At 40.7% G+C, this 24,686-nt stretch carries 23 protein-coding genes; 12 read left to right on the forward strand and 11 right to left on the reverse strand.

Going from position 1 to position 24,686, the window contains the following annotated elements:
- Positions 1-8 precede the first annotated feature (8 nt).
- The 4 genes from FTU92_RS07635 to FTU92_RS07650 form a co-directional block, all read right to left on the reverse strand.
- Complete coding sequence (locus FTU92_RS07635) at positions 9-1,490, reverse strand: TolC family protein (RefSeq protein ID WP_004971852.1); 1,482 nt, start codon at positions 1,488-1,490, stop codon at positions 9-11.
- 397 nt (positions 1,491-1,887) lie between these two features.
- A protein-coding gene (locus FTU92_RS07640; protein WP_180043346.1) for an IS5 family transposase occupies positions 1,888-2,701 on the reverse strand; the annotation gives its coding sequence in 2 pieces (ribosomal slippage) (positions 1,888-2,313 and positions 2,315-2,701; 813 coding nt in all).
- Complete coding sequence (locus tag FTU92_RS07645; protein ID WP_035310653.1) at positions 2,691-3,005, reverse strand: hypothetical protein; 315 nt, start codon at positions 3,003-3,005, stop codon at positions 2,691-2,693. The genes FTU92_RS07640 and FTU92_RS07645 overlap by 11 nt, the downstream gene beginning before the upstream one ends.
- Before the next feature lie 241 nt (positions 3,006-3,246).
- Entirely contained in the window at positions 3,247-3,690 is a 444-nt protein-coding gene (locus tag FTU92_RS07650) for a hypothetical protein (protein WP_180096025.1), read from the reverse strand.
- A gap of 255 nt (positions 3,691-3,945) precedes the next feature.
- Between FTU92_RS07650 and serC the strand changes: the two genes are divergently transcribed.
- On the forward strand, positions 3,946-5,025 hold the full coding sequence (serC, locus tag FTU92_RS07655) for a 3-phosphoserine/phosphohydroxythreonine transaminase (protein WP_004971842.1): 1,080 nt from the start codon (positions 3,946-3,948) through the stop codon (positions 5,023-5,025).
- 95 nt (positions 5,026-5,120) lie between these two features.
- Here serC and FTU92_RS07660 read toward each other — a convergent pair whose 3' ends face one another.
- Both FTU92_RS07660 and FTU92_RS07665 read right to left on the reverse strand, forming a co-directional pair.
- Positions 5,121-5,261, reverse strand: a complete 141-nt coding sequence (locus tag FTU92_RS07660; RefSeq protein WP_004971840.1) for a hypothetical protein — start codon at positions 5,259-5,261, stop codon at positions 5,121-5,123.
- A gap of 488 nt (positions 5,262-5,749) precedes the next feature.
- Positions 5,750-6,682, reverse strand: coding sequence for a hypothetical protein (locus FTU92_RS07665; protein WP_019837949.1), 933 nt, complete (start codon positions 6,680-6,682; stop codon positions 5,750-5,752).
- A 239-nt stretch (positions 6,683-6,921) separates the two neighbouring features.
- Between FTU92_RS07665 and FTU92_RS07670 the strand changes: the two genes are divergently transcribed.
- Positions 6,922-7,389, forward strand: a complete 468-nt coding sequence (locus FTU92_RS07670) for a YaiI/YqxD family protein (protein ID WP_004971836.1) — start codon at positions 6,922-6,924, stop codon at positions 7,387-7,389.
- Between the two features lie 12 nt (positions 7,390-7,401).
- Complete coding sequence (locus FTU92_RS07675) at positions 7,402-8,313, forward strand: DMT family transporter (RefSeq protein ID WP_104853213.1); 912 nt, start codon at positions 7,402-7,404, stop codon at positions 8,311-8,313.
- Positions 8,314-8,389: 76 nt separating this feature from the next.
- On the opposite strand, the gene FTU92_RS07680 is transcribed toward FTU92_RS07675, so the two are convergent.
- Positions 8,390-8,953 carry a PilZ domain-containing protein gene (locus FTU92_RS07680; RefSeq protein WP_004971830.1) on the reverse strand — a complete coding sequence of 188 codons (564 nt, stop codon included), beginning with the start codon at positions 8,951-8,953 and terminating at the stop codon, positions 8,390-8,392.
- A gap of 25 nt (positions 8,954-8,978) precedes the next feature.
- Here FTU92_RS07680 and FTU92_RS07685 point away from each other — a divergent pair, with 25 nt between their 5' ends.
- Positions 8,979-10,214, forward strand: coding sequence for a lipoprotein-releasing ABC transporter permease subunit (locus tag FTU92_RS07685; protein ID WP_104853304.1), 1,236 nt, complete (start codon positions 8,979-8,981; stop codon positions 10,212-10,214).
- Positions 10,207-10,890, forward strand: coding sequence for a lipoprotein-releasing ABC transporter ATP-binding protein LolD (gene lolD, locus FTU92_RS07690; RefSeq protein WP_104853214.1), 684 nt, complete (start codon positions 10,207-10,209; stop codon positions 10,888-10,890). The genes FTU92_RS07685 and lolD overlap by 8 nt, the downstream gene beginning before the upstream one ends.
- Here the strand turns inward: lolD and FTU92_RS07695 are convergent.
- Positions 10,887-11,114: a hypothetical protein gene (locus tag FTU92_RS07695; protein ID WP_154648271.1), complete on the reverse strand. Its 228-nt coding sequence runs from the start codon at positions 11,112-11,114 to the stop codon at positions 10,887-10,889. The genes lolD and FTU92_RS07695 overlap by 4 nt on opposite strands.
- Here FTU92_RS07695 and FTU92_RS07700 point away from each other — a divergent pair.
- Positions 11,023-13,458 carry a DNA internalization-related competence protein ComEC/Rec2 gene (locus FTU92_RS07700; RefSeq protein WP_104853215.1) on the forward strand — a complete coding sequence of 812 codons (2,436 nt, stop codon included), beginning with the start codon at positions 11,023-11,025 and terminating at the stop codon, positions 13,456-13,458. The two genes, FTU92_RS07695 and FTU92_RS07700, sit on opposite strands and share 92 nt — an antisense overlap.
- On the opposite strand, the gene FTU92_RS07705 is transcribed toward FTU92_RS07700, so the two are convergent.
- Positions 13,415-14,404 (reverse strand): lysophospholipid acyltransferase family protein, encoded by a 990-nt coding sequence (locus FTU92_RS07705; RefSeq protein ID WP_004971822.1) that lies wholly within the window; start codon positions 14,402-14,404, stop codon positions 13,415-13,417. The two genes, FTU92_RS07700 and FTU92_RS07705, sit on opposite strands and share 44 nt — an antisense overlap.
- A gap of 127 nt (positions 14,405-14,531) precedes the next feature.
- Between FTU92_RS07705 and sppA the strand changes: the two genes are divergently transcribed.
- Positions 14,532-15,554, forward strand: coding sequence for a signal peptide peptidase SppA (gene sppA, locus FTU92_RS07710; RefSeq protein ID WP_004971820.1), 1,023 nt, complete (start codon positions 14,532-14,534; stop codon positions 15,552-15,554).
- Entirely contained in the window at positions 15,551-16,369 is an 819-nt protein-coding gene (locus tag FTU92_RS07715; RefSeq protein WP_004971819.1) for an alpha/beta fold hydrolase, read from the forward strand. Before sppA ends, FTU92_RS07715 begins: the two co-directional genes overlap by 4 nt.
- An 89-nt stretch (positions 16,370-16,458) precedes the next feature.
- On the opposite strand, the gene purN is transcribed toward FTU92_RS07715, so the two are convergent.
- A complete protein-coding gene (gene purN / locus FTU92_RS07720) occupies positions 16,459-17,088 on the reverse strand; it encodes a phosphoribosylglycinamide formyltransferase (RefSeq protein ID WP_179990107.1) in 630 nt (209 codons plus the stop codon).
- Positions 17,089-17,098: 10 nt separating this feature from the next.
- On the reverse strand, positions 17,099-18,169 hold the full coding sequence (purM, locus tag FTU92_RS07725; RefSeq protein WP_004971815.1) for a phosphoribosylformylglycinamidine cyclo-ligase: 1,071 nt from the start codon (positions 18,167-18,169) through the stop codon (positions 17,099-17,101).
- A 134-nt stretch (positions 18,170-18,303) separates the two neighbouring features.
- On the opposite strand from purM, the gene cxpE reads away from it, so the two are divergent.
- The 4 genes from cxpE (at position 18,304) to FTU92_RS07745 (ending at position 24,655) form a co-directional block, all read left to right on the forward strand.
- Positions 18,304-19,524 carry a chloramphenicol efflux transporter CxpE gene (cxpE, locus tag FTU92_RS07730; protein WP_178865699.1) on the forward strand — a complete coding sequence of 407 codons (1,221 nt, stop codon included), beginning with the start codon at positions 18,304-18,306 and terminating at the stop codon, positions 19,522-19,524.
- Between the two features lie 14 nt (positions 19,525-19,538).
- Positions 19,539-20,243, forward strand: coding sequence for a DnaA regulatory inactivator Hda (hda, locus tag FTU92_RS07735; RefSeq protein WP_004971812.1), 705 nt, complete (start codon positions 19,539-19,541; stop codon positions 20,241-20,243).
- Positions 20,244-20,365: 122 nt separating this feature from the next.
- Positions 20,366-22,183 (forward strand): rhombotarget A, encoded by a 1,818-nt coding sequence (gene rbtA / locus FTU92_RS07740; protein WP_167845887.1) that lies wholly within the window; start codon positions 20,366-20,368, stop codon positions 22,181-22,183.
- A 57-nt stretch (positions 22,184-22,240) separates the two neighbouring features.
- Positions 22,241-24,655 carry a CSLREA domain-containing protein gene (locus tag FTU92_RS07745; RefSeq protein WP_225530188.1) on the forward strand — a complete coding sequence of 805 codons (2,415 nt, stop codon included), beginning with the start codon at positions 22,241-22,243 and terminating at the stop codon, positions 24,653-24,655.
- Positions 24,656-24,686: the final 31 nt, after the last annotated feature.

The raw sequence follows: 24,686 nt of genomic DNA on the forward strand, positions 1-24,686 counted from the left end.
CGGCTCCATTAGCGAATATAGTGGGTGTTGGCATGTTGAATGTAGGTTGGAAATTCTGCAATCGAGCCATGGCTTTGTAATAGTGTGGCCAGTGACATCACATATTTGTAAGCATTCAAGGCAGTTTCAGCTCGTAGTCCGCTCAGCATATTTTGTGCATCGATGACCTGTGTGGCGGTACCCGTATCTTCTTTAAAAGACAATTCTTGGATGCGTAAATTTTCCTGTGCGGCTTTCAAGTTTTGTGCCAGAAGTACATCACTTTGCTGTGCACTAAGTGCTTCGCTATAAGATTTATAAATCAGATTTTCAATTTCCTGCTGGGTGCGTGCAGTAAGCAGTTCTGTTGCAGAGCGTTTGAGTTCGGCAGCCTGAATATTCTTGTTTTTATCGATCCCGGAAAACAGGTTATAGCGTGCGGCAACCCCGACAATCCAGTTTTCATTTTGATCCAGACTATATTCGCCAAAAGCAAATACATTTGGTTTTTTCGCTGCTTGCTGGGCTTTCACATTGGCTTGGGCCAATTGGGTATCCAGCTGCATTTTTTGAATCAGCGCAGAGTTCTGACTAAAAGTTTTTAGCAGATGATTTAAGGCCTGTGGCTCGGTTTTATTGACAAATAAAGGCGTCGAAAGCTCAGTGATGCTACTTTCCTGAAGCAGATTATTCAGCTGGAACAGCGCAGCATTCAAATTGGCCTGCGTATTTTGCTGGCTGCGCTCGGCATTATTACGTGCCACTTCAAATTGCATACGCTGGCCTTTACTGATAAAACCTTGCTGTTCCATTTTTAAGGCATTGCGATAATGCTGCTGCATGGCATTCAGATTAAACAGCGCAGCTGCATGCAATTGCTTTTGGAGCTGCACATTAAAATAACTTTGAATCAGTTCAAAACGCTGCGTATCTTGCTGCTGTTTGTTGCTGAGCTGACTACGACCGACCTGAATATTGGCAATTTCTTTGGCACTACGGGTGAGGCCTCCAGTATATATTGGCATAATCACGGAAACAGTGGGGCGAATCACCTGATCTTCAAGGATGACATTAGACGTATCCGGAATCAGACCAACTCCGCTATGAATAGTATTGTTAAGTCCATCACGCAGTGGATCGGTAATACCTGCAGGTAGATCCACGCCATTACTGGCCTCCCACTCATTAAGCCGGCCATTCACGCCTTGAGAGAGTGAATTCTCCAGATTATTTTTAAATTGCTTTAATGGAATATCGACTTCACTGTGAAAGGCATAGGCACGAACATTCAGGTCGACACGTGGCAGACCTACGCCTTTTACTGCTTCAGCTTCAAGTTTTGAAGCCTGTTCCAGACTTTGATAGGCTTGGCTGCTATAAGAATTTTGCAACAACTGACGTTCAGCATCCTGAAAGCTGATGCTCTGTGCATGAGCAAAGCTGCCATACATCATAGATGCAAGCAGATTTAAACCCCAGACAAGCTGTCTTTTATTTTTCTTTAAGTTCATAAAGTCGCTAAACTGATTTAAAGCCAGTAATGTTATCCCGCTAGTATAAATCAAAGGTTCGCAGATAGAACTAGTGTAAAGTTATAGTATTGTTTCTTGTACATTTGTCTATAAAAAGCACGCTTATGCGTCCTCTAATCTTCTTTTTTTACCTTTTCTTTTTAAATAGCGTTTTTTAGCTACTTTTTCTCTATATTCTTTTAAAAGTCTTGGATTTTTTGCGATTAATTCATCCATATTGCTTTTTCCCCCCTCGAAATTCAGGATGTTGCTCTCGCATTTTTTTACATTCACTCTTTTCTCGCCAGATTTTAAAGAATAAATAAAGCTTGCTGAAGCATCTCTACGTAAAACTTCTTCTTTAAATAAAGGGGTGGCAATAGATCTCTTACGAAAGTTAATTTAAGAGCATCCAATTCACCATTCCAGCAATTAAATTCATTCTTAGACCAAATCGTTTCCGTCTATTTCTATAGCGTTCTGTTAATATCCGAAAATGTTTAAGTTTGCCGTTGATATGTTCAATTGTGATCCTACGCCGACTGATTTCTTGGTTGATCTGTTTTGCTATTTGGGGTAATGATAAATTGTTAGGTTTCTTGATTGGAATGAGTAACTTACTCTTAATCTGATGAAATCCTTTATAGGCTAAATCTGCCATGATATAAGGATAAATAATCATCTCCTTCAAATGCTTACGCGCAATGTTCAGATCGTGTTTTCTGCCATCTTCAATCTGTATACTTACAATTTGCTTTAATTGGGGGTTAAAAATGACCTGTGTTTTTAGCGTATGTTTCTTCTTTTTACCACTATAGAATTTTCTTTGTTTTTTTGGGACGCTCAATCTGTGACTCAGTAACATCAACGATTACATAATCCCCCTCATTAAACTTTTGATTCCTTTTCGGCAATGCGAAAATCCGTGATTGAATCAGAGCATTTTCAACTTTCTGAATCGTACGATTCACATTACTTTCAGCTAGGTTATAGTCGGCGGATAACTCAATTTGAGTTCTATAACAGCGTAAGTAATTTAAAGTTAACAACAATTGATCCTCTAAACACAACGAATGAGGTCTTCCAGATTTTTTCTTGGCAAGTTCAGCATGTTGTAACACTGATACCATTTTTAAGAATAATGGACGAGGAACTCCAACAAGTCGTTTAAATTCTTCATCATTAAATCTTGTTAAATTTTCATATTTCATGAGATGAGTATAAACAATTTTTTACTTTCGCAAGAGGTCTAATATTAGTGAAAAAATAATTAGTTTTATAGCTAATCATAGATTCCAAGATATTTTGAGGTAACAAAATTACAGGTCCAACAACTTTATTAGGCCCCCAAGGAGCGTGAGGAAGTGAAAATTTTGATTTTTTCCATTCGTTATCGATTGCACAAAAGAAATGAATAGCCTCTTTTGTTTCAGTCGTTTCTATACCTAATTTTTCACATTGTTCTAATGTATATTCTGCAAAATGTTTAAAGCAAATATTAGGGTTTGTTGACAATTCGTCTATGTTTGCGGCAACGCATATTTTTTAGCTGCTATAAGGCATGGGACAGGAAATTTAGTCATTTTAAATGACTGGCACATAACGCAATAGCAGCAAAAAATATGCTCGCCCTGAAAGGCTGTGGCTAAAACTTTCTCAGATTGCGTTATGAAACTTAGCAATAATCTCGCTATTCCTTGCGTTTCATGCCTGATCTGCTCAGTTTTAGCCTACAGCGCAAGCCATTTATGAAATGTCAACAGACCCTAGTCGTTATATCTGAAATAGTGTCCAGACCTATACCATCTGCAACTAATATTAATTCTTCAAGATCTTCTAATAAGCCTGTCTGAGCTGCCTGAGAAGACTTTAAGCATGTGAGTATATATTCAACTTTAATATCGTGTGATCCTTTGCCATTTACTCCTTCTTTAGTTGCACCAATGCCAGTATATTTGGGCTCAGGAAAATGGGAGCATAATTTTCTTGCTTTAATTTCATCTTTTTCTTTAAGAGCTTCCATTAAACATTTCATAAAATTTTGCTGAGTAGTCAGAGCAGACCTGGAATGTATGTTCTCACAACGAGTTAAATAATAACTATCAATGTATAAGCGAGTATCTGTTTCCAGATTAGGGTCAAAGAAGTCAACTTCAAGTAAATTTTTATCTACCTTAAAGTGATTGAGGAATGTTGTCATTGTTTATTTCTCCTTTAATATTTATTTAAAATATCATTTAATTAGGAGTAGTGGGTGGTTTTTTTGATCAATTTGCGACAGATATTGTCGCACACATTTCAACCTCTTTTTTTGATTTAGTAAATTTATCCCTCGAATCTACATTGATTTTTTGACTCTATCTTGGCTCATAGATTGAAATAATTTTGTGCAAGACCCTGCCAGATATGGTTAAATGCCATCATTTTATTGTGTTTCACTCTGAAAGGAAAAATCATGCGCGCGTACAACTTCTGTGCTGGTCCTGCAGCATTACCGACTGCCGTACTTGAAAAAGCTCAAGCTGAAATGCTTGACTGGCATGGCAAAGGTCTTTCGATCATGGAAATGAGCCACCGTAGTGCCGACTATGTTGCCATGGCTGAAAAAGCGGAAGCAGACCTGCGCAAACTCATGAATATTCCTGAGAACTACAAAGTATTGTTCTTGCAGGGTGGTGCATCGCTACAATTTTCTGCGATTCCATTGAATTTGTTGGGTAAAAACAACAAGGCAGATTATATCCACACGGGTATTTGGTCTGAAAAAGCCTTAAAAGAAGCGCAGCGCTATGGCGATATTCATGTCGTTGAAGCGGGTATTCAGATTGAAGGTAAGCATGCCATTAGCGAACAAAGCCAATGGAACTTATCTGCCGATGCTGCCTATGTGCATTATGCAGATAACGAAACAATTGGTGGTTTGCAGTTTGCCAATATTCCAGAAACAGACAAACCGTTGGTATGTGATTTCTCATCAAGCATTTTATCTGCACCTTTAGATGTATCTAAATTTGGTCTGATTTATGCAGGTGCGCAAAAAAATATTGGCCCAGCAGGCTTAACCATTGTGATTGTACGTGAAGATTTGCTTGATCAAGCCAAGCCTGAAATTCCAAGCATTTTGAAATATTCAGCACAAGCAAAAAATGATTCCATGGTGAATACACCTGCAACTTATGCATGGTATTTGTCTGGTTTAGTGTTTGAGTGGTTATTGCAAAACGGTGGTGTAGATGCGATTCATCAAGCTAACCTAGAAAAAGCGAAATTATTATACGGTTATATCGATTCAAGCGATTTCTACGCGAATCCAATTTATAGCGCAAACCGTTCAATTATGAACGTTCCGTTTACTTTGGCTGATGCCGCACTGGAAAAACAATTCTTGCAAGAAGCTGAAGAAAACCGTTTGTTGAACTTGGCAGGTCACCGTTCTGTAGGTGGTATGCGCGCAAGTATTTATAATGCAGTGCCATTAGATGGCGTACAAGCTTTGGTTAACTTTATGGATGACTTTGCAAAACGTCACGGTTAATTGATAGTAGTAAAAAGCAAAAACCCAGCTGAATTAGCTGGGTTTTTTTTATAGAAATAGGTGAAAAGTCATAGAGGCTTGTTGATGAGTGAAACTCAGAACACAAAATAGTGTAAGCCGTAGGCGGAGAGCAGCATGCCTAATGCAAAAAATAGGCAAGACATCGGGTCGAGCTGATAGCGTTGCTCAAGTTGATGTTCTACATGCTGTAAGTTTTCTTCTTGCACGATTTTCATAGATATTATTTTCCGATGATCTATTTATCGTTAAATATTTAAATACGGCTATATTTTTAGCATAAAAAATTGATTAAATAAAGTACTAATTTTATTTTAAATATAATATCTGCCAATAATGAATTAATTCTGTGTTGATTTTTAAAATCCGCACCACTCAAGGCTTTCAGATTATCTACGGTGCTTGGTGCAGATGTTTGGGTTTTAAAATAACTTATCCACATATTCGATTTAAAATATGGCTGATTTTGAATTTATAATAAATTTAAAGCTGTGGATAACTGCGTTTTTTGAATTTAAAATGCTTAAATAAGCATCAATATATTCATACTATCAATAGCACGCTTTTAACAATCAAAAATTGATTATAAGCCATCAGTGAAATAAGTATTGAAAGTTCCTTCTCCCTGAGGAGAAGGCGAGGATGGGGGGATGATGAATATGAATTTATTATTTAGACAGCTACTTTGAGGTTTATTTTTAATAAACTACTGTTTTATATTGTGAATATTGGCTTGAATCCAAATATTGCCACGAATGTATTGTCCAATTTCAAAGTTTTGGTGCGCAGGATTTTTAGTTGCAAGACGAATTAAAATCGCAGGCTGATTTTCATCATGAATTAGAGTGACATCATAAACAGTATAGGCTTGATTCATGAATTCAAAACTGGTTTTACCAACAACATTGCCCTGAAACCAAGCTTCATCTTCCTGACCGATATTTTCGCCATATAAATATGCGACCATTTTAGAAAAATCCACCGTTACAGGTGCTTTGTCATCTTCGGACTTAGGTTGCCATGCGTCAATTTGTTCTTGCAGATTGGCAGGTGCAACACCATCATTGGCTGCTAAAATATCATTCAGCGCACGATGGTGTTTAATTGACGCAGGATCATCGACCACCAATTGTTCGCCTTCAGCAACAGCTTCAAGTTCATACGCCCATGCGTTTAAATGCACCCAGTAGGTTTGATCTTTTTGGTATTGTTGATGGTTGACGCTGTATAAACTGTCAAAAGCATAGACAATACTGTTGTTGCCTAAATTGAGTCGAAGCACCGCTTGAGTGTTAGATTTGCAGCTAATGATACGTTCAATTTTAGCTTCAACTTTGTAAGGACTTTCAAAGCAAGGGAAAGCCGTTTTTACAGCTTGTGGTTTGTTATTTTCAACCGCAATCACTTGTGTCAATTGAATTGCCTCTTTGCTTGGGCCTTGAATCAGCCATGTGCTTTGATCCATTTCTGCTTCTTGGCGGCATAAACCCATTGGCATAATTGGTGCATCTAGAGCCAGTCCTAACCATTTTGGAACTTCGGTGCAGGGTTCATCCGTGAGTAAATTCCAATGTTCAACATGGCTGCCGAAGTTCTGATCTTCAATGCGGATGATTTCTGGTCTATTTTGATTGTTCATAAGCACTTTGAGATGTTGGGTTCTTTTCTTTACTCTTAGATCGAGGGTTATTTCGATTTTTCAAGTCTTTGGCTGAAATTTCATGTAATGCCACTGCATTTGTACAGATTGTGGACAGCGATGCAGCAGAAACAAAATCACATCCATCTACACTTTAGCATGCAATTCTGAGCATTTTAAACATACTGCAATGTAATGAGTTTGATACACTAGTCGCATATTATTATCAGGGTTGCACAGTGCTGCCATTTAAACTTTGGGTTGATGCAGATGCATTACCTAAAATTCTAAGAGAAGTCATTTTACGTGCTTCAGATCGTTACCAACTTGAAGTCACTTTTGTTGCCAATCAATCGGTCGGGATTACGCCTTCGGTACGGATTAACTCTATTCAAGTGATGCATGGTGCCGATGCCGCCGATCAGGAAATTGTAGATCGCATGAAGGAACACGACATTGTGATCACGCAGGATATTCCACTAGCGGCACAAGTGATTGAAAAGGGCGGAATAGCGATTCATCCACGTGGTGAAATTTATACTGTTGCCAATGTGAAAGCGCGTCTGCATTTGCGTGATTTTATGGATACTTTGCGTGGTGCAGGCGTACAAACAGGTGGGCCAGCACCTATTTCAGAACGTGATAAACGTGAGTTTTCAAGTAGTCTAGATCAAACCATCCAAAAGCAAAAACGTAAAACTGCTTAATACGAGTCACGCATGCCTTCTAAAACCAATATTATGATGACCTATGCCTTATTGGTTTTCATTTGGGCAACAACGCCTTTGGCAATTGTCTGGAGTGTGTCAGATTTACACATGCTTTGGGCTTTGGTGCTACGTTTTTTCATTGCTTTGCCCTTAGCTATTATTTTATTGCTGCTGTTAAAAGTGAAATTTCCACATCATCTACAAGCGTGGCATAGTTATTTGGCAGGTTCGTTTAGTCTGATCGGTTCACAAATTTTCACCTACATTGCCACCGCTTATTTAAGCTCAGGCATTATCGCCCTGATGTTTGGTCTGACCCCCATCATAGCAGGTTTGATTGGTCGTTTTGTGTTTCAGTTGCATTTGGCACGTATTCAATGGATCGGAATGACAGTGTCCATTTTAGGGCTTGGCATCATCTGCTTTGGCGGCGAAACACAGCATGTGCATCCTCTGGGTATTGTTTTAATGCTGTTTAGTGTATTGACCTACACCATGTCTATTTTCTGGGTGAAAAAAGTTAATGCGCAAGTTGAACCTGTAGCACAGGCAACTGGCTCGATTTTGGTATCAACCATTGCGGCTTTATGTATTGTGCCGTTTATTTGGCAATATGTACCGACTAGTTTGCCGAGTCTTAAATCTATCGCAGCTTTACTTTATACCGTGATCATGGCTTCTTTGATTGCAATGTTCTGTTATTTTAAATTGGTGCAGAATATTCAGGCGACCACCTTATCTTTAACCACCGTCATGACGCCAATGATTGCTTTGTTGATTGGTGCTTTACTCAATCAAGAAGCTTTATCGGTCATGGTATTTGTGGGCGCTTTGGTTTTATTGTCAGGCTTAGTGCTGTATTTTTATCGTGATCTTAAAGCAAGTCGGGCATTGGCTCAGAAAATCAAAACACCATCCTAACGATATGCAAAGATGGCGTTATCCACGTGATTTTATATACGCGAACATGCAGAAATGATTTATTTTATTTCTTAGATTATGCTTGTTTTAAAGCAACGGCTTCTGCAAGTTTGACGCGATCTTGAGGGTGTAGAGTAATAAAATACGCCCCAGTACGATATTGTCCATTTTCTTCTTCACGGCTGTAAACCACTTGCGCGGTTGCGGCTATATGGAAAAAGTTTTCAGGATGGCTGAGCGTGACATGAATATAACTGCCCGTGTTTAATTCACGTTCACTATAAAAACTGAAACCACTTTCTGAAAAATTGACCTGTTCAGGGATAGGTAACATGCTTTGTACAATTGCATCGTATAAAGACCCTGTAATAAGGTTTAATTTTTGGTTGAATAAGGATAAGATTCGAGCAATTTGTTGATCTTTTTCAGTTAATTGTTCTAATTCGTAGTTTAATGCATGATCAAATTGATCTAATTCTGCGAGTAGTAGAAAATAACGCGGTAAAACAAAATTAGCATCGTAAGGGTCGTTCAGCGCAACATCGTCAGAAATGATCTGGTAATTGATTCTCAGGGCAGCATCAATTCGTGACATGACACGACGTTCAGACGCGACGCTTTGATGCTGTAAATTTTCCATAATGTATTACCTCGGACTTGATGGTATGTTTAAACCAATCTCGCTATATATAGGGTTGAGATATACGCGCGCTCGGCGCAGTAACCACTTTATTTCTTTTATTGCCTTAGTTTCGATGATCGGTCTAACTTTGGGTGTTGCCGTCCTCATTACCGTACTTTCGGTGATGAATGGTTTTGATCGTGAATTAAAAAATCGTGTCTTGGGCATGATACCTCAAGCCACTGTTTCATCAACACAAATTTTAACAAATTGGCCAGAACTTGCAACGAAAGTTGAGCAACATAAGCATGTTGTTGGTGCTGCACCATTTACGCAATTGCAAGGCATGTTGACTGCACAAGGGCAAGTGTCGGGCATTATGGTCACGGGAATTGAACCCGAATACGAAAAGAAAGTATCCATCATTCAAAACCACATGGTTGCAGGCAGTATCGACAATCTGAAAAAGGGTGAGTTCGGTATTGTTTTGGGCAAACAAATGACTGATGCCTTGGGTTTGGGTTTAAACGACAGCATCACCTTGGTTTTACCTGAAGCAACGCCATCCCCTGCAGGGGTTGTACCGCGTTTTAAACGCTTCAAAGTGGTTGGTATTTTTAGTATTGGTGCAGAAGTCGATTCGATGATGGGATATATCGCCCTGAATGATGCTTCGACTTTGCTGCGTTTACCCGATGGTGCGCAAGGTGTACGTTTAAAACTGGATGATATTTTTGCTGCACCACAAGTATCTCGAGATATTGTGCAAGAGCTACCTGCCAACTTTTACGCTTCGGACTGGACTTATACTCACGGTAACTTGTTTAGCGCCATTCAAATGGAAAAGGCGATGGTGAGCCTATTGTTATTCCTAATTGTTTTGGTGGCTGCATTTAATATCGTGTCTTCTTTGGTGATGGTTGTGACCGATAAAAAATCGGATATTGCGATTTTAAGAACTTTGGGTGCATCACCAAGCACGATTACCAAAATTTTTATGGTGCAAGGTACGGTCATTGGGGTTATTGGTACGGTTTCAGGTGCAATCTTGGGGATTATTTTCGCGTCTAGTATCAGTGGTTTTATTGCATGGTTGAATAATGTATTAGGGCTAAATTTATTTGATGCTTACTTTATCAACTACTTACCTTCATATTTAAGATGGCAAGATGTGGTGGTGATTGTGAGCTTGTCGTTAATTTTAAGTTTCTTGGCGACGATTTACCCTGCATTACGTGCCGCGAAAATTCAACCAGCAGAGGCATTGCGTTATGAGTAAGATTGTTCTGGAAGCCAAACAAGTTTCTAAACACTTTACCGATGGCAAAACCACTGTTGAAGTGATTCGTGGTCTAGATTTACAAGTTCAGCAGGGGCAATTTATGTCTATTGTTGGGGCGAGTGGTTCGGGTAAAAGTACCTTATTGCATGTTTTAGGTGGCTTAGACCGACCAAGTACAGGCGAAGTATTTTTAAATGGTCAGCGTTTTGACAATTTAGGCGAAGCTGAGCGCGGTTATTTGCGTAATCAATACCTCGGTTTTGTTTATCAATTTCATCACTTGCTGCCTGAGTTTAGTGCGCTTGAAAATGTGGCGATGCCGTTAATGTTACGCGCAGGCACGAACTATAAAGAGGTGAAGGCACAGGCAGAGTATCTGCTTGAGCGTGTCGGTTTGTCGCATCGTTTAACCCACAAACCTGGTGAGCTTTCTGGAGGGGAACGTCAGCGTGTTGCATTGGCACGTGCGTTGGTGGCGAAACCCGCACTCATGCTTGCCGATGAGCCTACTGGAAACTTAGACCGCAAAACTGCAGTTAAAATTTTTGAATTGCTGCGTGAATTACGCAGTGAATTTAACATGGCGATGCTAATTGTGACCCATGATGAAGAACTGGCAAAATCTGCCGATACCATTCTGCACATGCAAGATGGTGTTTGGGTAGATGCTTAGGGGCATAGCTCGTAAAGCCGCTCAAAAGCGATTGCGTTTAAAATAGCAATTGCTGGAATAAGATTGTTTTGTTGAAGCCCACTTCGGTGGGCTTTATGATGCATGCCAATAAAAATAATAAGTTTAATATTCATGCTGCAATTGATTGGTCTGGCTTGGGTGATTGGGATCGCCTGTGTCGGAATACGTTCTTCTTCTTTTCCAATACATTCATTGACTTCCATGCCTAGTGCAATGGTTTTACTGATTTTATGCAGTATCGTTGTGCAATACTTGTTGCAAGCTCGCTTATCTTCAATCTATTGGAAATGTTTGAATGTAGGAGTGGCAGGTGTTTTGAGTCTTGTTTTCGGTTTGATCTATGCGGATACGCAGATGCAGCAGCGTTTGCAATGGCGTGAACTACAACCTGAATTTGCTGAAGTCGTGGTTTATGTCAGACAGTTAAATCAGCTAAATGACAACAGCATTTCACAAAGGGTTGAGGTGTTAAACCGACATCCTCAAACAGTGACATGGTTAGCAACTTTAGCACAAACTCAGGTAGATCAAGAGCAAAATTTAGAACTTGGACACTATTACAAATTAAGTGGAAAAATTCGCCCTGCGCATAGTTATGCCACAGCAGGTGCATTTGATGTAGAGCGGTGGTATTTACAGCAAAATATTATGAGTGGTTTTCGGGTTGAGCAGATTCAGCCTATCTCGGCTGAACAAATTTATGCCATGGGGTTTACACAACATTGGCGTGCCCAACAGACGCTATGGGCAAAATTTCGATTATGGATTGAACAGCAGCGTTATCAAATTCGACTGTTTATTCAGCAGCAACCTTTGCATCATCAAGGTTTAATTCTTGCATTACTCACAGGAGATAAAAGCCTATTAGATGCAGAAACTGAAGCACAGTTTCAGCGTTTTGGAATTAGCCACTTATTGGCTATTTCAGGGCCACATGTGCTGATTTTTGCAGGCATGCTATGTTGGGCATTACGTCAGCTGATTAGGTATTACCGTCCGCATTGGTATTTGTGGATGCCTAAACAATACTTGCTCATGTTGCCATTTTTAAGTTGTGTATTGCTGTACACCGCCTTTGTCGGTTTTGAAATTCCTGCATTAAGAACCTTGCTGATGTGCAGTCTAGTGACAGTAATGTTAGTGCTGAAGCAGAAGCTTCAAGGCTTTGCCTTGCTGATTTATAGTGCTGCCTTATTATTATGGTTTGATCCTTTAAGTGTACTGTCTGCTGCTTTTTGGCTGTCTTACGGGGCCTGTTTTATTCTACTGCGTATTTATCAGAGCTTGAGTGCGCAACCACGTATAGAGCTGAATCGTTGGCAGCAACTGAAACATGCCAGCAAAATTCTAATCGAGTCGCAATGGAAAATTTTTATTGCCTTATTTCCTTTGGTGATTGTGTTTTTTAAACAAGTGGCGTGGATTGCACCGCTTATTAATATCATCGCAATTCCATTGATTGGTATGCTGATCGTGCCTTTAGATGTTTTGGCAGGAATTTGCTTTTTTATTTTTGAACCCTTGGCGTCAATACTGTTTCAATTGAATGATCTAGCTATGGCTTTGTTGCGCTTGATTTTTCGGGGGATGGAAACCGTTTTTGTACCACGGTTACATACTTTGTCGATGTCTGCAGCGGTGTATGTCTGTCTATGTTTAGGCTTATTTCTGCTATTTTTACCACAATCGGTATTGCCTAAAACTTGGGCAATCTTATGTTTTGTTCCACTGATTATAGTCGATAGCCAACGACAACCATTTGAATTAACAGTACTCGATGTGGGGCAGGGACAAGCTTTATTTTTACGTTCAGGTCATTACAACATGATGATTGATGTGGGCGGTTCTTATGATGAAAGTAAGTTTAGTATTGGACAGCAAATTTTACGTCCATTTTTAGCGGTGCATGGTATTAAACAACTGGACTTGGTGGTTTTAAGTCATTTAGACCAAGACCATAGTGGTGCATTTCCTCATTTGCAAAATGAAGTCAATATTCAGCATGTCTTTGCCAATCAGACCGTAGATGTGGCAGTAAATAGCAAGTTTAATTTGTGTCAGCAAGGGCAACAGTGGTCTTTACCACATCAGGTACAGATACAAGTTTTATCTCCTAAACCGAGTCAATTACCTTATGCCGCACAGCAACAAAATGAGTTGTCATGTGTGTTGTATATTTCAGTGCCATCCGCACAGCCATATCAGCATTTTTTAGTGATGGGCGATGCAGGTTGGGCAACTGAATATCAATTGTTGCAGGAATATCCTGATTTAAAAGTAGATGTGTTAATTTTGGGTCATCATGGGAGTAAGCACAGTTCTGCCTATGATTTTTTAGCACATTTTAAACCCAAATTGGCCGTGGCATCTGCAGGTTTTGATAATCGTTATGGACATCCTAGTTCTTTAGTTCAGCAACGCTTGGCTGCGCTCAATATTCCGTTCATGAACACCATACAACAGGGCAGCGTACGTTTTTCTGTAGATGCACAACAGCGTATGCTTATACAGCCGTATCGGCAGCAGAAATTGTGGTTGCAGCGTTAGTTTGGTTCTGTGTCTGGGCACGTACAGCCTGCACATCTGCCAAGGCTTCTTGCACAGGTTTATGATAGACCCCGCGTAAATCTGGATGGGCTTTATAGCGTTTATAACTCCAGTGATAATGTGTAGGATAACGACGGATCAAATCTTCAATTGCACGGTGAATAATAGCTGTCCCTGCATTGGCATCACACTGATAAATGTGCTCATCTATCGCTTCGATATACATATCAAAGCCTTGATCTGCATTTCTTAACGCATATAAGAACAAAGCTTTTGCTTTAGTTTTCTGAATCAATTTGGCGCTTAAATTACTCGATTCCAACGGAATACCAAAAAAAGGAATCATCTCACCACCTATATTTGGGGTATGGTCTGGCAAAATGACAGTGGTTCCGCCTTGTTTGAGTGCTTTAAAAATTTGACGTACCCCAGATTCATCTGTTGGGACTAAATGTGCCTGTTCACGGCTACGTGCTTGGCGCACAAAATCATCTGCCGCAGGGTTTTTGACAGGTTTATACATGATGGTCATTTGCGTATATTGAGCGATCCACGCATTCATAATTTCCCAAGTGCCAAAATGCGGCACAATTAAGACCAAACCCTTTTGTGCAGCCAGTGCATCTTGTAATAGTTCTAAACCATGTACCTGATGGATTCTTTGAATATTTTTTTGATTGCTTGATCCCCAAATATGAAAAAACTCAAAATAAGAGGTCAGTTCGTTACGAATTGCTTGCTGGGTAATCTGTTCGCGTTGTTGTGAGTTCAGCTCAGGAAGCGCAATTTGTAGATTGAGTTGAATGGTTTGAGAGGTTTTACTCAAACGCAGTGTATTGACCAAAAAAGCCAAAGATTTTGCAAAAAAACGCGCAACTGTTAAAGGTTGTCGACTGACAAAATCAAGCAGGCGCGATAAAGCCGTTGTCGGTGCAGGTTCGGTCATAACGACAGCATCAATTGATAGAAAGGATAAAGATGTAAAATATTATAGGAGAAAATACAGGCTTTAGACAGTTTTTGCCAATTCCGTGTATATAATGGAGCAAATTTACTATTTTTTGGATTGTTTCATGTCCGATTGGCCACCAAAACCACAAAATGAATCACAACAAATATCTCCACAAGCACAGCAGCCCACAGGCAATGAGTGGAAACTATTAGAAAAAGCTGTTTTAGCTTCAGTTGAAGAACAACGTCGTGCACGTCGTTGGGGGATTTTCTTTAAGTTTTTAACTTTTGCTTATATATTTTTACTGTTGGTGATAATGGGCAAAGGGTGCAGTACCACGACCACGAATCCATCGGCAGCGAGTCCACATATCGCGGTGGTGGATATTGTTGGCACAATTGCATCTGATAAGCAAAGTGTGAACAGCAATGACACCATCAAGTCACTGAAAAAAGCCTATGAAAACAGCAACAGTCAGGCGGTGGTGCTAAATATTAATTCTCCGGGTGGTTCACCTGTGCAGTCAGATGAAATCTGGCAAGAAATTCAATATCTGAAAAAACAGCATCAAGGGAAAAAACTCTATGCCGTGATTGGCGATACTGGCGCTTCAGGTGCGTATTACATTGCTTCCGCTGCAGATGAAATTATTGTCAATCCATCAAGTTTGGTGGGTTCAATTGGCGTGATTATGCCAAATTATGGGCTGAGCGGTTTAATGCAGAAGATGGGTGTGGAAGATCGTACTATGACCTCAGGTGAAAATAAAGCCTTATTGTCGATGACACAACCTGTTGATCCTGAACAGAAAAAACATGTGCAAGCCGTATTAGATAATGTGCATGGCCACTTTATTCAAGCAGTGAAAGATGGACGCGGCGCGAAACTGAAATCACAAGATCCTGCGATTTTCTCAGGTCTGTTCTGGACAGGTGAGCAAGCCGTGACTTTAGGCATTGCCGATAAGATTGGCAGTTTAAATAGCCTGAAGCGTGATTTAAACCTAGATAAAACAGTGAACTATACCATTGAACACAGTCCTTTAGACTCTGTGTTGGGTCGTATGGGGGCAGCAGTGGGAGAGGGCTTTGCCACTTCTTTATCTCAACATATTCAGACTGAGCAAAACGCGAAATTACAATGAAACCACTGATTCATTTTGCGCATGCCAATGGCGTGCCATCGAAGGTTTATCAAAAACTGTTTGATTTACTTAAAGATGATTACGATGTGATTTACGTCCCTTTGTTGGGGCCAGATAAGCGTTATCCGATTGATAATCATTGGCAAAGCTTAACCCAACAAGTGATTGACAGTGTTGTACGTCAAGCTCAGGGACGTAAAGTGATTGCGTTGGGGCATTCTTTAGGTGCAGTGTTGTCGTTTCAAGCCTCTTTACAACGCCCTGAATTATTTGAACAAGTGATCATGCTTGATCCACCTTTAATCATGGGTAAAGCATCGGTGTTTTTACATTTTGCCAAAATGTTTAAGCTTAAAGCAGTAGATCAACTGTCGCCTGCATCTTTGTCTTTGCGCCGTCGTGATCATTGGGAAAGTCGTGAGCAAGCAGCAGACTTATTGCGTCCGAAAGGTTTTTATCAAGATTTTGATGCCGACTGTTTTCAGGCTTATATCGAGCATGCTTTGACTGATGACCATGTACGAGGCGGGGTACAATTGACCATTCCAAAAATGGACGAGGTCAATATTTTTAGAACCAATCCATCACTGTGGTGGTTACCGCAAGCAAAACTGCAAGTGCCGACAGAATTGGTGATTGCAAAAAAAGGGCCGTTCTTAAAAGCAGGTTTCCCACAAATTACCGCCAAGAAATTCAACATTGCTTATCAGGTGGTTGAAGGTGGACATATGTTCCCTTTAGAAAAACCTGAAGCGACGGTGCAGTTGATTAAAGATTTGATTCAAGCACAGCAGAGTAAAGCTGCTTCTGTTTAATTCAGTCTGAACCAAATACGAACCATAAAAAACGCCTGATCAACAGGCGTTTTTTCGTATATATCAAAAGCTACATACTTAAAGAATATTTAAAAATTGCAAAACTGCACAGGTTGTTGTAACAGTTGTTGGCGATACATCACACCTTGCGCAGTGTGCTGAATGGTTCCGTTACAAATCCATTCAACCACTTGCGGATAAATCAAATGCTCCAACACATGCACACGGTTCGCCAAGCTTTCGGCATCATCGTGGATGTTTACTTGCAACACACCTTGTGCCAGTGCTTGACCTGCATCTAATTCAGCAGTGACATAATGCACGGTACAACCATGTAAAGTATCGCCTGTATTGAGTACACGTTGATGGGTGTGCATGCCTTTATAATGCGGCAAGAGTGAAGGATGAATGTTGAGCATTTTACCTTCCCAAGCGTGCACAAATTTGGCACTTAAAATACGCATAAAGCCCGCAAGCACCACCAAATCAACATCCCATGCAAGTAATTGTTGATGCATGACATCATCAAATAATTCACGACTCGGATATTGTTTGTGCTCAATCACTGCAGTTTGAATCCCTGCTTGTTGAGCGCGTTGTAAAGCATAAGCATCAGGCTTATTGGAAATAACCCCAACAATTTGCCCTGAAAGATTGGCATCTATCAGGGCTTGTAAGTTACTTCCGCTGCCTGAAACGAGGACAGCTATTTTGATCATCTGAGTCAAATCACGCAAAAATTACGCGAATTTTTTCATCTGCGCCTTCAACGGATTCGGCGTTGTCTTGAATACGACCCATCACCCAAGCTTTTTCGCCAAGGCTGTTGAGAAGCTCAACTGTTTTGTCTGCATCGTTGGCATCTACAACAACAACCATACCTACACCACAGTTAAAGGTGCGATACATTTCAAACTGTTCTACACCGCCTTCACGTTGTAACAATTTGAACAGTTCTGGCCATTCCCAAGATGATTCGTCAATCACTGCTTGCGCACCATTTGGCAATACACGTGGTAAGTTACCTGGTAAACCGCCACCCGTAATGTGCGCCATAGCATGCACATCAACTTGTTTGCACAGTTCAAGCATTGATTTGACATAAATGCGTGTTGGTTCCATGGCAACGTCAGCCAGTGGACGACCATCAACCAGTTGAGTTAAATCAACATTTTTTACGTCTAAAATTTTACGAAGTAAAGAGTAACCGTTTGAGTGTGCACCTGAAGAAGCGACACCAATCAGAACGTCACCAGCTTTTACTTTAGAGCCATCAATAATTTTGCTTTGCTCAACCACGCCCACACAGAAGCCTGCAAGATCGTAATCTTCACCTTCATACATGCCTGGCATTTCAGCAGTTTCACCACCTACAAGCGCACAGCCTGCAAGCTCACAGCCTTTACCAATTCCTGTAACAACATTGGCTGCAACGTCTACATTTAAGTGACCTGTTGCATAGTAGTCTAAGAAGAATAAAGGTTCAGCACCGCACACCAGCAAGTCATTTACACACATTGCCACCAAATCTTGACCAATTGTGTCATGGCGGTTTAGGTTCAACGCTAAACGTAATTTAGTTCCTACACCATCTGTGCCAGATACGAGCACAGGTTCTTCATAACCTTTCGGAATTTTACAAAGTGCGCCAAAGCCGCCTAATCCACCCATCACTTCAGGACGAGTCGTGCGCTTAGCGACAGATTTGATACGATCGACTAACGCGTCGCCCGCTTCAATATCGACACCAGCATCTTTATAGCTTAAACCAGTGGTTGGGTTAGAAGTTGAGTTGCTCATAATGAAGTCTCCGCATTCGCGGGGCGATTATACCTGAATATACGAAACTCTTATGTTATTTATGCGCTAAAATGCTATCTTTATTCAAATATTTTAACTTCTATAACGAATAAACTGAAAAAAGGCGAATTTCTATGGTCGATCGTACCTTGCGTCGCATTTTTATCCTGTCTGGGATAGTTCTGCTCCTTTGGGTGCTGTACTTATTAAAACCAGTTGTCATTCCTTTTGTTGTTGCATTTTTCATGGCTTATTTATTTAGCCCATTGGTTGAAAAATTTTGCAAAGTCGGTTTACCACGTTGGCTATCTATCAGTTTGGTTTTTATTGGGATTGGCATCGCGCTGACTTTGGCAGTTTGGTACATCATTCCTTTAGTTTGGAAGCAGTTGATGATTGCGCGTGACAGTATTCCTGTCGGTATTAACTGGATCAATTCGACCTTCTTGCCGTGGGTATCATCCACTTTCAATATTGAAGAAATGGAAATTGATACCTCGCACATGAGCAGCATCGTCATGGATTATGTGCAAACCAATTATAGCGCCGATAGTATTCAAGCCATGTTATTGCGTGTTGCACAGTCTGGTCTGAATTTTATTCAAATTGGCGGCACCGTGGTGCTGATTCCGATTATTGCTTTCTATTTCTTGCTCGACTGGCAGCGTATGCTCGACAGCCTGCGCCGCTTAATTCCGCGTCCTTATGAGCAAAGCACGTTGGCTGTGGTACAAGAATGTCACAGTGTGTTAGGCGCTTTCGTTAAAGGTCAGTTTTTGGTGATGATCTTGTTGGGCGTCGTTTATGCTACAGGGCTACAACTGATTGGTTTAGAAGTCGGCTTGATTATTGGGATGGTAGCGGGACTTGCCAGTATTATTCCGTATTTAGGTTTCGCTGTAGGCATTGTTGCAGCCATTATTGCCACTTTCCTGCAATTTGGCATTGACTGGATGCAATTGGTTTTAGTCCTTGTGGTCTTTATGATTGGACAGGCGGTGGAAGGCTATATTCTACAACCGTTTTTATTGGGTGATAAAATCGGGCTTTCGCCAGTCGCGGTGGTGTTTGCTGTTTTAGCAGGTGCACAACTGGCTGGATTCATGGGGATGTTGATTGCTTTACCAGTAGCAGCAGTGATTGTGGTTTTACTGCGTCATTTACGTGATTTTTACGAAAAAAGTTATTTGTATGGGCAACCTGTGGTGGTGTCGGAAGATGGTGCATCGGGTGACATCAGCATTGATACAGCACAAGTTCATATTGATATTGAGCTTGATCCTCAGTCAGCAAATTCACTGCAACAGACTGAAAAATCAAGTAAGATAAAGCCCTCAGATCAGCAAAACTCCTAGGTGATTACAATTCTATGCGTCAACTGCAGTTAGATATCGAGCCTCAATTAGATGCACGGATCAGTGATTTTTCTGGTCCAGGTTGGGGGCATGTGATTGATGCAGTTCGACAGCTTCATGCAGGATTGGTCAATCGCTTTTATGTCTATGGTGGAGCGGGTACAGGCAAAAGTCATTTATTGTCTGCAATTTGTGATTCCTATTTAGAAATTGGCAAATCAGCCATTAAAGTATCTTTACTTGAATTATTGGATGCCCCCACTGAAGCAATTACCTCTTTAGACCGTTATGATTTGGTTGCTTTAGACGATATTGAAGCGATTAGTGGTGTACCACATTGGCAACGTGCGGTGTTTCACTTAATCAATTACAGCAATGAGGTTGGTGGTCAGTTGGTGTTTTCATCACGTTTTGCACCGATTGAATTAAAGCTTGAATTGCCCGATTTGCAATCACGTTTGACGCAGGCAGTGAGTGTTAAAGTGCCTTCAGGCAGTTTGTATGCAGACCGACAAGCTTTAGTGAGTTCCGTGTTAGAGCGTCGCGGGATTATCATCGACCCACAAATTATTGATTACTTATTGTTACATGGCCCACAGCAGACCTCGATTTTGCTGCAAAGCCTTGAACAGTTGGTGCAATTACTTAAAGGAGAGAAAACGAAATTAAGTGGCGCAAACCTGCGTCAGATTTATGCTTTAATTGACGAATATCGGTAAAAATTAAAATTACTTGAGAATTTGCGCAAGCTATGCCAAATTATTCGGAAAATAATTCGAAGTTGCAGGGAATTTGCAACTAAAGAAGAAAAAAAACAAAGAAAATTACAAGGAGTACGCTTATGCTCAAGCAGAGCATCGGCATTGGTATGCTGTTTATCGCAGGTCATGCATATAGTAGTAATATCATTGTCACCACCACTGCTGACACCAAAGCAGATGATCAACAATGTTCTTTGCGTGAAGCCATTGAGTATATTAATTTAGGCATGCCCGAAGAAGGCTATTTGGGCTGTGGCGGCAAAAATGCCTCAAGTGTGATTTTATTAGAAAAGAAAGCCGTCTATCAAATTGATACTCAACTTAAAATTACAGAAAACCTTGAAATTAAAACCACCTATGACAGTAGTCTGAATGATAAAACTGCCCCAGGTTTGAATAATGCCACGATTCAGATGCGCGGCAATGAGCGAATTTTCCACATTGAAGATAGCAAGGATCGTTTCTTAAAAGTTTCTTTAAAAGAATTAACTTTACAGGGCTGCGGTGAGGAACGCTGTCGTCAGCAACAAGGTGGTCTGATTTATAATAATGAACATTTAATTTTAGACTATGTGAAACTGAGTCAGGGTGTAGCCAATCAAGGTGGGGCAATTTATAACCTCGCACAAATGACTGACGAGAAGATCCCTGCAGGTTTTATTGAGATCAAAAATAGCTTGCTTGAAGCTAACCAAGCGCAGGAAGGTGGCGTCATTTATACGCAATTCCCACGCTTTGTGATTACAACTTCAGTATTTAAAGGCAACAAAACCATATCAGTTGCTTCAGCCAATCTCTATTCTGCAGCAAGTTTGGCAGATGAAGAAATCAAAGCCTTTCCTAGTATGGGGAATATGATCGTGAGCAGTACTTTTACTGCAAATGAAGGCTATGTCATGAATGTGCTGGATGATATTGGTGTCAATAACATTAGCTTGATTGGTAACAGCCGTGGTGTGTATCTCAACGCACCTTTGGGTAAAGCCTATATTGCCAATAGTGTGATTTTGGGTAATCCACATCCTGTGAGTGTGAATACTGCAGCAAACTGTGTGCAAGCAGGTTCAGATGCAACAAGATTGCAAAATAATTTAGTCGGCGCAGGCTGTGGAGCAGGCGATAGCAACTATCCAAATACGCTATGGACTGCAAATTCGGTGCTTGCAGGTAATCTGCTTGAAGGTGCATGCCAAACCCTCAGTCAAGATAAAACGGCACTCTTTTGTCCATATCAAGTTCCTGAAAACTCATTCTTGGGCTTTATGCGCCCACGCGTATTGCTCAATTATAACAGCCTGAAAGATTCTGTGGTGTTGAATCAGGGGCAATTACAACTGGGGGATAATACGGTAGTCGGTTGTGCTGCTTCAGATCAGCGCGGTAAAAACCGTCAGTCAGATATTACCTTATGTGACCGTGGTGCAATAGAGGTGATGGTTCCTGAAACTATGGGGCTTATAGGTCAAGATATTTTGGCGGGTCAAATTGCTAAAATGTCGGTGAGTGATTTGTTGGGTGATAGTGATTTGGTGCCTAAAGAATTTTGTGATCAAGTCTATCCAAACAATCCGACAGGCCAAGCATGGCAAGCAGGTTGTGTGCAAATTGAGCAACTCGATACACGTTCTAAAGGAAAATTGACCGTAGATGAGTTGGGGAATTTGGTATATACCCCAGATTCTGCTTGGCATGGTGCAGATGTTTTTAAAATTAAATTAGTCACCAGTACCACACGTTTTAACAGCACAACACCTTATATGGAAGTGAAAGTCCAAGTTATTCAAGAACATGAAAATCGTATGGAAAGCGATAAAATAAAAGTTTCTGGCGGTGCATGGAGCGCTTACGGATTAATGGCTTTATTGGGCTTGTTGGGTTTACGCCGTAGAAAAGCATAAAGGATGAATATGAAAAATAATAAAAAAACACTATTAGGGATAATGGTGCTGTCTGCTATGTCGCTTATGGCAGCAGATAATCGTGTGATTCAGGTCACGACCTTTGAAGATCAAAATGGTGAAGACTTAAGCAAATGTTCATTACGTGAAGCGTTAGTTGCGGCCAAGCAGAATATTGCGTTCGGTGGATGTAGCGCAGGCAATACCAACCGTGGTGCAACCGATATGATTCAGTTGCAGGCTGGGGAATATATCTTAAACTCAGAATTACGCCCGCAATCTATGGTGCGTATTTATGGGGCGACAGCGGTCGACTATAACCAAGTAGATCCGATTACCCATCGTTATCCTTCAATTGCACCGTTAAAAACCAGTATTAATGCACAGGGCAATAGCCGTATTATCAATACTTCAGATACCCAAGCCAGCGTGGCGCTATACGATGTCATTCTAAAAAATGGGGATGCCAATGGTGGTGGTAATGCGAACCCTGTAGATGCAGGCAAAGGTGGTGCATTATTTGTGGCAGGCCCACTAGCTGCGAACAATGTCGAAATTCAAAATTCGCATGCAGAACAAGGTGGTGCAATTTACGTTGTTGCTCATCAAGCGGAGCGTCAAGTCAATTTAGAGAATGCTTATATCCATGCGAACCAAGCCAAAGTAGGTAGTGTGTTGGCAATGGATTGTAGTGCCAACTTGGTCAATACACGCTCTATGGTGAAAATTGACCGCAGCAGTATTGTGAAAAATGGTGCTGCAAATAGTCTTAGTACTTTTGATCTTTGCGGCCAACCAGATCTTGCGTTGACTGCCAGTACGATTGCACAAAACCAAGCTGATACCAGCAAAGGTCATATCTTTAACTTAAGTAATGCAGAAAATCATCCGCTTAGCACTTTGTCACAGGTGTATTTGCAAAGTAATACCATTGTTGAAAATAAAGCATTGAGTACTTTGTTTTATGACAATTATCCACGTATTGTCCTCTCTTTTAATATGTTGGCCTTTAACCAAGGTAAATCTTGTCGTTATGCATTCCCTGCGAGCTTAGAGCAGGCGCGCAACATCAACACAATTCGCAATGCCTTATTCGCAATGGGATCAGCGACAGAGCAAGGCGAGTGTGATTTGCCTGAAACAGCAAATAGTTCTTATGATGGTGCTAAAAATTTGGATTTGACAGGGCTTAGCTTTGATCAAGTATTGCAGCCCTTGCAAGAACCATCTGCTTATAATTTATTCCTGCCGTTGTATTATCCAAAACTTGGTTCAGACCCTGCGAAAGATTTGATTGATGTAAACAGCATGGGGTGTAGTGATTATGAACAACGTGGTTTAGCGCGGGTGAGTAATGCAACTTTAACTTTAAATCCTGATGCAAAAAATACCTGTGAAATTGGCTCTGTAGAAGTGATGCGCTTAAATGCAGCCGATATTCAAAGCTTGCGTAATGTCTCTTATGAAAGTTTATTTGCCAATTATCAGCAACAAATTGACCGTATTCAGTCTGCGATAGATCAAAGTAAAGATGCTGCATCTTCGGTCGTTTCTCAATCGCGTACTGATTTGAAAACGATGCAGGATTTGTTGGCGAATACCAAAGCTAAGCAGCAATATCGTGCCATTTATGTTGATCCATTTGCGATGGCATTAAAGCAAGATGAACCAACTGCAGATGGGAAATTTGTTCAGTTAAGACAGCTTAATTCTGACAACTTTAGCATTAGCACTGAAGTATTGGGGATTGGTGCAATTTCGGGTTCAGGTACCACATTTAGTACCGATAAATTGACCCAAGATCCACTATTCAAATGTGAATGGGATGCACAGTTGCAACGGATTGTGATGTATCGACTGAATGATAAAGTCACAGAAGCAACCGATTCAGCGTATTGTAAATACACCATTACCTCAAAATTGGACAGTAATTTGCATTCTTCGGGCTTACTTGAAGGTAAATTTAGCAATATTGCCCCAATTGCAAAAGATGATCGTGTACGACTTGAATATGGTACAGACCTCAAAGTGAGTTTTAATCCATTGCTGAATGATAGCGATGCAGGCGATGGTTCTATCAGCACTTTGAAAGAAAATACCAATAAGCCTGCATTCTATAAAGATAGTACAGGACAAGAACTGGCAATTCGTTTTACACAAGTACCTTCAGGTGTGGTACTTACGGCAGATCGTCAAGCACCTTGTCCTGGGGATTATGCACGTGAAATTTGTTATGGTGGCAATATTCAGGTTCAAGTACGAAATAGCTTTAGCCCATTTGATTATGAGCTGAAATACACGATTTTCGATCATGAACTGGAATTATCGCCTGAAGCGACCATTACTTTAGAAAATACAGCGAAAAATACCAATTATGAAGCCAGTGGTGGCGGTGGGGGAAGCTTAGGTTTCTGGGGTATGTTTGGTTTAATCGGATTGGCGTTCTATCGTCAACGTCCAAGAAAATCGTAATCTACCGACTCTTTATTGCAAAAGCCTCATC

Source organism: Acinetobacter sp. YH12205 (assembly GCF_013418125.1).
GTDB classification, from domain to species: Bacteria; Pseudomonadota; Gammaproteobacteria; order Pseudomonadales; family Moraxellaceae; genus Acinetobacter; species Acinetobacter towneri.

What these genes read in the sequence shown, in the direction of transcription:
- FTU92_RS07635 (WP_004971852.1), bottom strand. Translation starts at nt 1,490, where the DNA reads ATGAACTTAAAGAAAAATAAAAGACAGCTTGTCTGGGGTTTAAATCTG.
- FTU92_RS07650 (WP_180096025.1), bottom strand. Translation starts at nt 3,690, where the DNA reads ATGACAACATTCCTCAATCACTTTAAGGTAGATAAAAATTTACTTGAA.
- serC (WP_004971842.1), top strand. Translation starts at nt 3,946, where the DNA reads ATGCGCGCGTACAACTTCTGTGCTGGTCCTGCAGCATTACCGACTGCC.
- FTU92_RS07660 (WP_004971840.1), bottom strand. Translation starts at nt 5,261, where the DNA reads ATGAAAATCGTGCAAGAAGAAAACTTACAGCATGTAGAACATCAACTT.
- FTU92_RS07665 (WP_019837949.1), bottom strand. Translation starts at nt 6,682, where the DNA reads ATGAACAATCAAAATAGACCAGAAATCATCCGCATTGAAGATCAGAAC.
- FTU92_RS07675 (WP_104853213.1), top strand. Translation starts at nt 7,402, where the DNA reads ATGCCTTCTAAAACCAATATTATGATGACCTATGCCTTATTGGTTTTC.
- FTU92_RS07680 (WP_004971830.1), bottom strand. Translation starts at nt 8,953, where the DNA reads ATGGAAAATTTACAGCATCAAAGCGTCGCGTCTGAACGTCGTGTCATG.
- FTU92_RS07685 (WP_104853304.1), top strand. Translation starts at nt 8,979, where the DNA reads ATGTTTAAACCAATCTCGCTATATATAGGGTTGAGATATACGCGCGCT.
- lolD (WP_104853214.1), top strand. Translation starts at nt 10,207, where the DNA reads ATGAGTAAGATTGTTCTGGAAGCCAAACAAGTTTCTAAACACTTTACC.
- FTU92_RS07700 (WP_104853215.1), top strand. Translation starts at nt 11,023, where the DNA reads ATGCTGCAATTGATTGGTCTGGCTTGGGTGATTGGGATCGCCTGTGTC.
- FTU92_RS07695 (WP_154648271.1), bottom strand. Translation starts at nt 11,114, where the DNA reads ATGGAAGTCAATGAATGTATTGGAAAAGAAGAAGAACGTATTCCGACA.
- FTU92_RS07705 (WP_004971822.1), bottom strand. Translation starts at nt 14,404, where the DNA reads ATGACCGAACCTGCACCGACAACGGCTTTATCGCGCCTGCTTGATTTT.
- sppA (WP_004971820.1), top strand. Translation starts at nt 14,532, where the DNA reads ATGTCCGATTGGCCACCAAAACCACAAAATGAATCACAACAAATATCT.
- FTU92_RS07715 (WP_004971819.1), top strand. Translation starts at nt 15,551, where the DNA reads ATGAAACCACTGATTCATTTTGCGCATGCCAATGGCGTGCCATCGAAG.
- purN (WP_179990107.1), bottom strand. Translation starts at nt 17,088, where the DNA reads ATGATCAAAATAGCTGTCCTCGTTTCAGGCAGCGGAAGTAACTTACAA.
- purM (WP_004971815.1), bottom strand. Translation starts at nt 18,169, where the DNA reads ATGAGCAACTCAACTTCTAACCCAACCACTGGTTTAAGCTATAAAGAT.
- cxpE (WP_178865699.1), top strand. Translation starts at nt 18,304, where the DNA reads ATGGTCGATCGTACCTTGCGTCGCATTTTTATCCTGTCTGGGATAGTT.
- hda (WP_004971812.1), top strand. Translation starts at nt 19,539, where the DNA reads ATGCGTCAACTGCAGTTAGATATCGAGCCTCAATTAGATGCACGGATC.
- rbtA (WP_167845887.1), top strand. Translation starts at nt 20,366, where the DNA reads ATGCTCAAGCAGAGCATCGGCATTGGTATGCTGTTTATCGCAGGTCAT.
- FTU92_RS07745 (WP_225530188.1), top strand. Translation starts at nt 22,241, where the DNA reads ATGTCGCTTATGGCAGCAGATAATCGTGTGATTCAGGTCACGACCTTT.